The organism is Listeria ivanovii subsp. ivanovii, assembly GCF_900187025.1.
GTDB classification, from domain to species: domain Bacteria; phylum Bacillota; class Bacilli; order Lactobacillales; family Listeriaceae; genus Listeria; species Listeria ivanovii.
In genome coordinates this window covers 452940-464783 of the sequence record NZ_LT906478.1, presented here as the reverse complement: position 1 = coordinate 464783, position 11844 = coordinate 452940, and the positions used below count along the sequence as shown (strand labels likewise).

The window sequence follows — 11844 nt, the reverse complement described above, 5'->3', positions numbered from 1 at the left end:
AACACTCCTTATTTTGTAGTAACGACAAAACCTTTTTCTAAGTTTCTATGTGACAAGATAAATAAAATGATTGTTGGAATTGAAACAATAATTGCTGCTAACAAAATGGGAGGCACTTTTTGTATTGTCGATCCGCCAAGTAATGATACCGCTGCCATTACAGGTCGTGCAGATTCGGATTTTGTCAATGTCATCCCGAACAACAAATCACTCCAAATCCAAGTGAACTGGAATAAAAATACCGCCGCAAGTGGAGCCCGAGCCATTGGCATGTAAATTTTTCGAAAGATGTAGAAATCTGACGCCCCGTCCATTCTCGCACTTTCAAGCATCTCTTTAGAAATACCCATTAAGAAATTCCGCAATACAAACACACTGAATGGAATAATCAGCGCTGCATAAATAAGGACCATTCCCAATTGAGTATCATATAATCCTACTTTATTGTACGCTTTAAAAATCGGAATAAGATACACTTGAAACGGAAAAATAGTCCCACTATAAATAACGAAAAACCAAAGTAGACCGTGCTTAATTTTGAGTGTTTCAATCGCGTAAGCTGCTAGTGCTGCCATAATAATTCCAAGACCGCCACCTAGTGTCCCATAAATCAAACTATTAATAAAACCGGAACCAAGTTGAATTTGCTGTGTTAAGTATTCCCAATTTTCCGCAATCGAAAATGATTTTGGTAAATCCCAGAAGTTTCCCGTGCTATATTCAGCCGAGCTTTTCACAGCATTGACAATAACGTAAAGAAACGGGAAAATCCAAATGACTGCCAGTATAATCAGTATGATATTCACTGTCCATTTTCCAATTCCAGCGTGCTTTTGTTGTATCATAATTAATTACTCCCTTCTTTATTGAATGTCTTTCTTAAGTAAAAGATGGAGATAACTAGTATAATCACAGATAACATCACAGCAATTGCCGAACCCATTCCTAAATGATTATTTGAAAATGATTCCTTGTACATCGTAACAGCCAAAGTTTCCGACGTTCGATAAGGTCCACCGCCAGTCATAATCCAAATACTATCAAACGTCTTGAAACTATTAACTAGCGACATAAGTACAACTACGATAATCGTCGGTTTAAGTAACGGTAAAATAATTTTCGTGTATAATGCAAGACCTGATGCCCCTTCTAATTTTGCCGCCTCGATTGGTTCTGTTGGCATATTCACCAAGCCAATAATAAAAAGTAACATATTCAAGCCAATCCCTTGCCAAATCCCAGCCACAATCATTACACCTGTGTTGACATAAGGAATATTTAACCAGTTTTTATCCAAATTTTCAAACCCGAGCATCCCTAGCAATTGTGGCAAACCATACATAGATAGCAAACTAGTCATAATCAACCCGACAATTACACCCGAAACAGCATTCGGAAAATAAAACAAATTTTTGAAGATAGTCGCAAATGAGCTTTTAATAATGGCAATGGCAAAGAGTAATGGGAGGACAACAGGGATAATAAGTCCTGCCGCAACCCAAACCAGCGTATTAATGCACGACAACAAGAAGTTTTTATCTTGGAAAACAGCAACATAATTATCAAACCCGACGAAATTAAAGCTTCCTAAACCGCTCCAGTCTGTGAAACTAATAACCAATGTAAAAATAATGGATAAAATACAAAAACAGAATACAAAAAGTACTGCTGGCGCAATGTACAAATAAGGCTTTAAACCCCTTCCCCTTTTCAGGTTTGCTTTGGCCTGTAAACTCATAACGGACACACCTTTCTTTTTAAAAGTAAGAGGTGAGCAACCTTGCACTTACAACATTGCTCCCCTTTACTATCCATGTTATTTGAATGCACTATCTGCTACTTTTTGAATCGTGTTTAACGTATCATCTAACACCGTATCTGTCGGCTTGTAGAAAAACTTCCATAGTTCATCAGTTGCAACTGTTACAACCTCGCTTGGTGTCGCTTCATAGTATCGCACCATCACTTGATATTTATTAGCATCTGCAGCCTCCTTAACAAAACTACCATTCACTGGATCACTTGATTTGGTATTATCTGTATTTATAATACCAGCCTCATCAACGAAAATTTGTTGCACATCTTTCTTATAAAAACTGCGGAGTACTTTTTGTGCCTCTGCGCTTTGTTTACTTTCTTTTGAAACTACAATCGGGGATGCCTCGAAGAAAATAACCTGTTTCTGATCCGCTGTCATAGAGGGAGCAACAAATACGTCAAAATCTTTACCAGGTTCCATGTTATACTCTTTTTTCAATGTTGCAGAAGTTACTGTTGGCTCATAGACCATCGCGCTTTTATCTGTGGAAAACATTTTAATTTGTGAAGCTGGATCTACTGGATCACCAAAATAACCTTTTGTAATCATTTTTTGCCATATCTTCATTACTTTTTTCATTTCAGGATCGGTATATTTAATGTCACCATTCGTTAGTCCCACATACAAATCAGGGGCATAACTAGCAATTAACGTTTGGAACCATAGGAAACTTGCCCAAGGATCATTTTTCAAACCAATTGGCTCTATTTTATTCGCTTTGAGCGTATCACACACTTTTATAAATTCATCCCAAGTAGTCGGCACTTCTAAATCATATTTATCAAATAAATGTTTGTTATATAAAATACCGTTGTACAATACGCTAAATGGTGCTGCATATACTTTTCCATCGATTGTAAAGGCATCTGCAAGCCCTGGATTGACGCCTTCTTTTTCATAATATTCTTTCCATTCTTTCGTTAAATCCACAACCAAATCGTTATCTACCAATTTTTTTAGCTTATCACCGCTCCACCATGTAAATAATCCTGGTGCTTTTTCACTATCAAGTGATTGTTGTACTGTTGTCTCGTAGGATGTCACCTCTGTATACCCAACAGTTTTATAGCCAACTCCTCCATCTTTTTCAATTTGTTCTGACATGGAATTCAAAATACCTACATTTTCTCCCCCTTTATCTGTATAAAACTCCACTTTTGAACTTGATGATTCCCCACTACCACAACTTGCTAGAAGCATTAAAACTGCAACAATACAACTGATTGATACGATTTTTTTCATTCTTAAGCTCTCCTTTTTGTTAGTTTAAAATGAAAATATAATTAAATATTTCCATTTTTCCAATTTCAACTCTTTAAGTTGGCTAATTTTGAATATTTATTATGTTTGACTCATTTACTACGTTCATTATAAGTTTAGAGTTATGTTACTGCAAGCGGTTACAAGTATTTCGAAAACGGTTTTCGCTGGACGAAAAAATTAGGAATATGGGGATGGGCCAGTAAAAGAGAGGTTTTTGGAGATAAAAATACCCTTAAAGCTTTTTATCTGCTCTAAAGGTATCGCTATATTCGTTAGTCCTCTGAGTCTGTGATTGCTCCTTTGATTTTTCGGGCCAATTTTTACTATTGTATTGCTACCTCTTAACCTGTAAATATAACCATTTAGTTCGGTGATGTCTTTTCGCCGCATGCGCTTTACTTCTTTTGCAAGGTACTTACTGGATTTCTAGTTCGCAAACTTTTGCTTTGTTTTCTTCTAGCCTATACCATCTTATTTCCCACATTTACTTTGACAAAGAGATTTAGAAATTCAATGAATATTTTATCTATTAATGTTAAGAAGCTAAAATTCAAATACACAATTTAATTGGCTCGACACAAAAAATATTTACATTTTATAATAAGTAATTAAAACAATCACAAACCCGCTTTATTTCAATGAGCAATTTGACATTTACATTTCATAATAAGTAATTAAAACCGTGTCAGACGGCGTTGTAGTCGCATCTATGATATTATTTACATTTCATAATAAGTAATTAAAACAAAAACGATAAATTTACTTTTGTACCAATATCGTTATTTACATTTCATAATAAGTAATTAAAACATTACTAAAATTAGGAGGCGTAATTTTATATGTGGATTTACATTTCATAATAAGTAATTAAAACATATGCGACTTCTATCACTGAAAAAATGCAAAGCTAATTTACATTTCATAATAAGTAATTAAAACTAATATCCGAGCCGAAACCGGTCGCTGTTCCTCCATTTACATTTCATAATAAGTAATTAAAACGCTGAAAATGTTGCTAATTTCTTAAAAAAAGGAAGCTATTTACATTTCATAATAAGTAATTAAAACTTTATTCCATCCGTTTATAGCGAACAAGGGAATTGAATTTACATTTCATAATAAGTAATTAAAACCTGGATGTTTTTTATATAACTTGTTCATTTCGTCGTTATTTACATTTCATAATAAGTAATTAAAACTATATTAACATCCGTAAACAACTGTATATGTTTAAACTCTTTTGAAACATTAATACATTCAATTATAGTATCACTCATTGTTTCGCTCCTTTTTTATGCTTATTGCGGTATCGTTCTTTTTCTATTAACTAAAATTAATATCATTGTAATCATCAATATGGCTATCAGTAATTGTAGAGATAATTGATATGGCGTTCTATCCTCAAGCATTCCCATAGCATTTAATCCAATAGGAAGAATATGATTAATATTTATTACTGGTAGCAGCAAGATAATTAACCCTAGATTCAGATATAGAGCATACGTTATTTTTCCCGTTATACTATAAGTTAATAGGATAATTAAACTATAAAAAAATATTTGCAGGCTTCCATTTATGAAGTATTGATACAATATTTCACCATCTATGCTTAATAACTCCTGATAATTTTTATAAGAGGTTCCAATCATGATTAGAAATGTCACCATCAGATACAAGCAAGAATACTGTAAAGCAGCTAGTATATTTTTAAAAATCCATTTATTCATCGTTTTTTGCCTAATTAACTCATAATAAATTAATTGCTGTTTTTCATTAATACCTAATAAAATCAAGTACGGAATTCCTAAATAAATAATCGCATAAAAAAGGATAGAATTTATTGTGTATCCCTCATTAGACGAGCCATAATTTGTTGAAATTATGTAGTCATTAATGCTTAAATCTGCACCATTTATTCCTAAAAACACATAACTAACTAAAATCACTGCCAAAAATATAATATGCTTTTTTTGATACATATATAAATCGTTTATTTTTCTTAGTACTTTATTCGTATTAAGTAGTATACAAGTAACGAGAATAACTGTATAGACAATGATTTCTTGTGATAACTGACCTAAAACCCTATATGCAAATGCAAGTGAGCTTATATTCATGTATAAAGGTTCCATCGCAAATGTGAATGTGTACATCATATATATAAGTATTAAAAGCGATACACAGTAGATAAAAATTGGCGTGTGTATTTTATAAGTTATCGTAATTATAAAATATGCTATTGTACTTAAAAATATAAAATATACTAATAACTGCACAAGTATGGCACTGATTGGACTACTAATTAAATCATTTAAAACAGACACAATTAACCCAGTTTCTTGATAATTTGCTATATGACTACTCCATGTTAGCTTCACATCACCGCCTACAGATATACAAATGCTACTGATAAGTAATACTGTTATTAATGAAAACGAAATTAACATACATTTTCTTAACAACCATAAATTATATCTCTGCTTAGTTTTAAGACGTATCGTATTCTGATAGTCTTTTCTTGTTAATATCTCTTTACTAACTAGCATTATCCAAATAGGTAATATAAAGTAAATAAACAAATACGGATCGGATAAAAGGCTCACACTTCTTTCAGCAAAGTTCATATTATATTGATTAAAGCTTCCTTGAAGAGCCAGTATCCCATAAAGACTCGCTATAGAAAATATGGATAAATTTTTAACATTTATAAAAGTATTAGTAATCTTTGCCAAACTCATGACAGACTATCCATTTTTTCGATATTTTTGTAAATATAAATTAACATACTAATTACCCCAACAATTAATAACATCGGGAAAAGCAGCATATTCCAAACAGGTACTTTCTCAAAATTAAAAGGGAAAATACTTATTAAGGAACCAAATTGTGGTACTCCTAACAATGAGAATAAAAAGTGTGCTATTTGATAAACAACAAACGGAATTGATAGCGCAAGAAAGATATTATTTTTAATAATTAATAAGCACCAACTGACTATATACCACAATATCCCATTAAAACCTACCCACGCAGCGTAAACTATAGCATAAAAAAGTGGAGATACATTAATTAGAAAAGACAATGCATCATTAGTCGCTATATCATTATTAATAGCAGCCACTGTGTTCAAGCCCATACTTTCAGGTTGGTAACCAATTAAACCAAAAATCGGAACAATATAGTATGTAATAATAAAAGGAATAAATACCAGCAAAAAACTTCCTACAAAAACAATAATAGCATTGCTAATCATTGTTGCCCCCAAGTACTGATAGATATTTTTCCGTATTCGAACATAGCTAATAAATTTATTACTAAGTTTTGTACTTAATTTTGGGATAGTGAGAATTACTATAAATAGTGGAAAAAGTAAAGCTTGAAATGAACCTACAGAATTAGAATATAATCCTAACCAATGTAGATATGTTTGATTGTTAGCTTGGCTTAATATATATAAGGTTGGTGCCAAAGAACCTATAATAATAATTAAAATATTAGTTATTGTTATATATTCTTTAAGTTCTTTTTTTATCATTGATTGCATTCTCATCCTCCTCATTCACAAAAATAAAGAGCTGTTTTAAGTTTCCTTAAGTTAACAGCTCCTAAAACTAATTTATAATATGCGTCCTTCATTTTTATAATTAATTTGATCTCCAACTACCAGAAGCTTGTACATCTCGGGTAGTAGTAATCTTATTACTAAAATGCAAGCGAGTTTTAGTCCCTTTATTATGTCCATTAGATAAATCAATATTTTTTGAATTTGTAAAATCGGCAGACCATGTACCATTTGAACCAGCAGAATTAGTTCTTACGTTTAGCTTGTAGCCGCCTGTTTTTGTGGATTTGACATTAGCTTTTTGCCCAGCGACTTTTTTAGTTTGGTAAGCCGTGTAACCATTTCCATTAAATTTCCCTACAGTAGTACTATAATTTGCATATGTACTACCAGCTTGGACATAAGAAACACTCGCAAATAAAACCATAATTAGAACTCCCGAAATTATTAATAACTTTTTCTTCATAGATGAAATACCTCCCAATATTTGTTATGTTTATATTATCACATAATTTAAATTGTTGTAAAGATATTTTCAAAATCAACTATTTAAACAGTTTATCGTGGAAAATCAGTATAACCGATAAACCAACTTTTCACTTTCATCTTACAGCTATTCTTTTAACCCCTTTCTAAAAGCGCCCTTGTAAACGCTTCCCTTTTATGCTAAAATTATCCTATAAACAAATACCTTATTCAGGAATGTTACCTACTTTGGGCATAACCTAGATGGATTGGAAGATGGCTTTTTGGCTTTTTCTAATTTATCTGGGTTTTTATTTTGCTAAATACTAACAGAAAAAGGAGAAAAAGATGAAGAAAAATATTTTGAAAGCGATGGTTATGTTTTGCGCTTTACTACTGATTGCGGGTTGTGGAAATGATTCAACCACGAGCAAAGCAGATACCACAGAAAAGAAAGATGGTACAGTGACATTTTATGTTGTGCGTCATGGGAAAACAATGCTTAACACCACAGACCGAGTGCAAGGATGGTCTGATGCAGTACTTACTCCTGCTGGGGAAGAAGTTGTAACGTCTGCTGGAAAAGGATTAAAAGATGTTGATTTTGGGGCTGCTTATAGTAGTGACAGTGGGCGCGCAATTCAAACGGCGAACCTTATTTTAGAAGAAAGTGCTAAATCTTCGGATACTAAATTGCAAACAGATGCACGTTTCCGTGAATTTAACTTTGGATCATATGAAGGCGATTTAAATCACAATATGTGGACAGATATTGCAAAAAGCCAAGGGAAAACATTAGAAGAATGGCAAAGTGCTGGAATTTCGCCAAAAATTTTCGCTGATAGTGTAGCAAAACTAGATAAAACACGTGTGAAAGAAGGCGAAAACTGGCCTGCAGAAGATTATGCAACCATTCAAGCTAGACTTAAAAACGGAATTACTGAAGTAGCGAAAAAAGAAAGTAAGAAAGGTGATGAAAACGTTCTTCTTGTTTCTCACGGACTTAGCATCGGCGCACTTCTTGATACCATTGAGCCTGGTTACAAACTTCCAGCAACTGGTATTAAAAATGCTAGTGTAACAAAAATCACTTACAAAGATGGTAAGTTTAAAATTGAAGATGTAAATGATATGAGTTACGCAGAAAAAGGTCAAGAGTGAACAAAAAAGGAGCCGCATTTCAGGCTCCTTTTTCTTATCTGGCAATGAGTGTGTCGCAAATCGCATGTGCCATAATATATGATGAAACGCTACCTAGTACTAATTTTTCGACCCGGTTCATCCCAGTGGCTCCACAGATAATTAAATCGGCTTGGAATTCTGCTGGAATATCGGTTGAAAGTAGGATTTTAGGGTTCCCTTTGGCAACGAACGTTTCTACTTGTTTGACACCTTTTGCTCTGGCTTCTTCTGCGTACTCATTCACGTTACCTTTTAGTTCAAGTTCTGCTTTTTCTTCCAAGCTACCATCATAGGAAACGTTTGGTGAAAATGCACGTATATCTACAATACTAGCAATTCCAAGCACTCCGTCTAATTTTAGTGCTAATTCTAATCCTTTTTCAAATGCTAGTTTTGCTGGTTCTGAACCGTCTATAGCGACAAGAATACGGTTATATTTGTCCATAATACTAACCTCCCATAGCTTTTCTTATAGTATACTTTACCCTATAAAAAGAATTTTAGGCTACACTTTTTTGCAGATAATTTTACTAGCTTATTTACGTTTTTTCAAGAGAATAATTGCCATTAGACCCATCATAATGCTAGTAAACGCCACTGGCCAAGTACCAAGACCCGCGTCACCTGTTTTAGGAAGTTTTTGTTCGGTTGTTTTTGTTACTTCTTTGGTTGTTGGTTCCGTATTTTCTTTAGTAGTTAAATTGCTTGGTGATTCTTCTGATTTTTTGTTTTTTTCCGTTGCTTTTGTTGGTTCTTTTGTTGCGACTGATTTATTGTCTGCTGGTTTTTCGGTAGTTGGTTTTTCTTTTGTCGGTGGAACTGGTTGTTCTGGGTCAGCTTTTGCTGTAACGGTTACAATGATTTGAACTGGATCAGCTTTTTGGCCACGTTCGTTTTCCGCATTTAATGTTACTGTATATTCGCCTGGTGTATTTAAATCTACTACATCATTAAAGTCACTTGTAAGGGCTGCGTTTTCTGTTACCGAGCTATGTGTCTCTGTTAGAAATTCTTCAGCCGTTTTAGTCGTTTTTTGTTCGTAGCTGATAGATGAATCTGCTTTAATGATTGGTTTTGCGTAAATAGTTACTTTCACTTCCAGAGGATCCGCTTTAAGTCCCGCACTGTTTTCCGCATTTAATGTTACCGTATATTCGCCTGGTGTATTAAAATCAACTACTTGGTCAAAATTGCTTTGAACTGCTGTGCCGTCGTCTGTTTCTGCATGGATAGCTTTTAAAAATTGCCCTTCAGTTGCTAGTGTATATTGGTTATAGCCAATACTTTCATCTGCTGTTAAATCGAGTGTGTGGCTGATATCAAAGTATTGATCATATGTTCCAGCTGATATCGTATACGATGTCATGCTTGGCGGTGTTGGGTAACTGCCAGTCGGAAAATCAAAACGAGCATTGTACTCAAGTTCTGTTAAACCGTCAAACTCTTCTTTTGTAACGCCGCTTATTGTAATACCATCATCTGTAATTGATAGACGAGAGCTTGCAACTGCTACGTCATTGAATCCTACATACGTATTACTTGCAGAAGTTGATTTAGAAAAAGGTGCTACTGTTCCATCAAAGCTAGTTAATTGATTTGGCATCATTGAAAATGGCAAATAAAGCGTTTGGTCTGTAGCATTATAGTTAAGTTTGCCAGATTTCAAAGTAATTCGCGGGTTGGTCCGACCCATGTTTTGACCATATGCTGCAAGAGATTTCAGTTTGCCGTTTTTAAAACTAGCAAAATCATTTAAAGGTCTAAAGTCGTCAATCCCATCGAATTGAAGGAATAACGTTTCTAAATTTTCTAACGATGCTAACCCAGAAATGTCGGTAATTAACATCGAATTTTGTGCGTAAAGGAATCTTAATTTAGGTAATTTGTTGAACTTTGTAAAAACATTATGTGTCACATTCTTACTGCTGATGCTAATATTCTCTAGATTCGTTAATTGATTTAAATCCGGGAAAAAACTATCTGTAATCACATCGCCAGAAACATTTAAATAGTTTAAAGTAGTTAGAGTTCTGATTGGATTTAATGTAGTGATATTTGTATTACTAATGTTAAGTGTATTAAGATTTACAGCTGCTTCTAAACCTGTTAAATCTGTATAGTTAGTTCCTGTAATTGTGACTGATTTTATTAGCGCCATTTGATCAGCTGTAATATCGGCATCACTCGCTTGTTTGAGTTGACTGTTTAGATAGGTTTTCAAAGCTGTGTCTGGAATATTTACTACACTATTTCCAGAAGAATTTTCTTCCGCAAAAGCCGTTAGAGTTGGATATGTTAAGGAAACTACACATGCAAGTGTTAGCAAAAGTTTAAAAAGTCTTTTCATAATTCTCTCCTCGTCGCTCAATTTATTATTCAAAGTATACCGCCGACGAAAGCAACTAACAATATGTTTTCGGAAGTAAAAGTAATTCTTTTTCGAACGAATATTCATTCAATTCTGATTATTTTTCAAGAAACGCCTTTATAACGCCATATTAAGCGGTTACATTTTCGTTTTAAAATAAACCGAAAATTCCAACTACGTAACAATTTAGACATATTTTCTCATATTTAGCAATTAAAACAGGAAATTTTTCCTCATTTACTCTCACTAGGTATTCCAGAATTTTAACGATAAATCGACATCTTAGCAGTTATTTCAGGTCCTGATTTATGCTATACTGTTGGTATTGATAGAAAAAGGGGTATTATTTATGAACAATGAACAAAGCATGAATCAGCAAATTGCTTTATTTTATTTTGGTTATAAGGCTTTTACAGAAACAGCAGATTTGATTATTGCGAAACATTCACTGAAAAGGCTACACCACCGGATTCTCTTTTTCACAGCAAGAATGCCTGGTCTTACAATCAATGAGCTGCTGACATTCCTCGAAATATCCAAGCAAGCTTTACACCAACCGCTTGCTGAATTGAAGGAACGCCAACTGCTTACAATCGAACAAGGTACTCGGGATAAAAGACAACGTTGTATCTTTTTAACAACAGCTGGTAAGGAATTAGAAAATGAACTTGGTGCCGCACAGCGCAAACAAATGGCACAAATTTTTGCAGAATCTACTGATACAAATGGGATTCATTTCACTGACGTAATGACAGGTTATGCGAAAAATCGACCTGGCGCTGCACTTATTAAAGATTTTAAGGAGTGATTTAAAATGGAAAAATTGTTATTTATCCAAACTGGTTTTGGGGTAGATGTTCATGGCCAAGATATCACGAAAGCGGCTGAACGAGCTGTAAGAAATGCTATCTTCACTAATTCAATGCCCGGCATTCGTAGTCAACTTCCAGACAACCGTTTAGAGAATATGGTGGTTAATATCAAACTTGCTTTACCGTGTGATGCGGATGAGTTAGATGAGGAAGTTATTCGCGCAATTATTCCTTATGGTACGGTGACGATTGAAACAATGCCTGGTGGAATGCTAACGACTAGTGGAATTTTCTTAGAGGATAAAGCAGACAAAAATGATTTAATGTATATCGTCAATGCTTCTGTGGAAACAGGATATTAAAAAAACATCTG

11 protein-coding genes and 1 CRISPR repeat array are annotated in these 11844 nt (G+C 33.9%); of the genes, 3 read left to right on the top strand and 8 right to left on the bottom strand.

Translation table 11 applies throughout. From position 1 onward, the window contains the following. Nucleotides 1–8 precede the first annotated feature (8 nt). From CKV67_RS02240 to CKV67_RS02215, 6 genes are all read right to left on the bottom strand, one after another. Nucleotides 9–845, bottom strand: coding sequence for a carbohydrate ABC transporter permease (locus tag CKV67_RS02240; protein ID WP_014091953.1), 837 nt, complete (start codon nt 843–845; stop codon nt 9–11). Nucleotides 846–847: 2 nt separating this feature from the next. Then, entirely contained in the window at nt 848–1684 is an 837-nt protein-coding gene (locus tag CKV67_RS02235; RefSeq protein ID WP_231845381.1) for a carbohydrate ABC transporter permease, read from the bottom strand. 132 nt (nt 1685–1816) lie between these two features. After that, nucleotides 1817–3061, bottom strand: a complete 1245-nt coding sequence (locus CKV67_RS02230; protein ID WP_025279755.1) for an ABC transporter substrate-binding protein — start codon at nt 3059–3061, stop codon at nt 1817–1819. 607 nt (nt 3062–3668) lie between these two features. Next, a CRISPR array of direct repeats spans nt 3669–4281; the repeat unit is 29 nt; unit sequence ATTTACATTTCATAATAAGTAATTAAAAC. A gap of 99 nt (nt 4282–4380) precedes the next feature. Beyond that, nucleotides 4381–5820, bottom strand: coding sequence for a hypothetical protein (locus CKV67_RS02225; protein ID WP_014091940.1), 1440 nt, complete (start codon nt 5818–5820; stop codon nt 4381–4383). Then, nucleotides 5817–6626 (bottom strand): hypothetical protein, encoded by an 810-nt coding sequence (locus CKV67_RS02220; protein WP_014091939.1) that lies wholly within the window; start codon nt 6624–6626, stop codon nt 5817–5819. The genes CKV67_RS02225 and CKV67_RS02220 overlap by 4 nt, the downstream gene beginning before the upstream one ends. 100 nt (nt 6627–6726) lie before the next feature. Further along, nucleotides 6727–7110, bottom strand: a complete 384-nt coding sequence (locus CKV67_RS02215; protein WP_014091938.1) for a hypothetical protein — start codon at nt 7108–7110, stop codon at nt 6727–6729. Between the two features lie 347 nt (nt 7111–7457). Here CKV67_RS02215 and CKV67_RS02210 point away from each other — a divergent pair, with 347 nt between their 5' ends. Further along, complete coding sequence (locus CKV67_RS02210; protein WP_014091937.1) at nt 7458–8270, top strand: histidine phosphatase family protein; 813 nt, start codon at nt 7458–7460, stop codon at nt 8268–8270. 34 nt (nt 8271–8304) lie between these two features. On the opposite strand, the gene CKV67_RS02205 is transcribed toward CKV67_RS02210, so the two are convergent. Both CKV67_RS02205 and CKV67_RS02200 read right to left on the bottom strand, forming a co-directional pair. Then, the gene (locus tag CKV67_RS02205) at nt 8305–8736 is read right to left on the bottom strand and encodes a universal stress protein (RefSeq protein WP_014091936.1); all 432 of its coding nucleotides are present in this window, start codon (nt 8734–8736) and stop codon (nt 8305–8307) included. Between the two features lie 90 nt (nt 8737–8826). Next, nucleotides 8827–10638, bottom strand: a complete 1812-nt coding sequence (locus CKV67_RS02200) for a LapB repeat-containing protein (RefSeq protein ID WP_014091935.1) — start codon at nt 10636–10638, stop codon at nt 8827–8829. Between the two features lie 370 nt (nt 10639–11008). Between CKV67_RS02200 and CKV67_RS02195 the strand changes: the two genes are divergently transcribed. After that, nucleotides 11009–11467, top strand: a complete 459-nt coding sequence (locus tag CKV67_RS02195; RefSeq protein WP_014091934.1) for a MarR family transcriptional regulator — start codon at nt 11009–11011, stop codon at nt 11465–11467. 6 nt (nt 11468–11473) lie between these two features. Then, nucleotides 11474–11833: a Lin0512 family protein gene (locus CKV67_RS02190; RefSeq protein ID WP_014091933.1), complete on the top strand. Its 360-nt coding sequence runs from the start codon at nt 11474–11476 to the stop codon at nt 11831–11833. Nucleotides 11834–11844 lie beyond the last annotated feature (11 nt).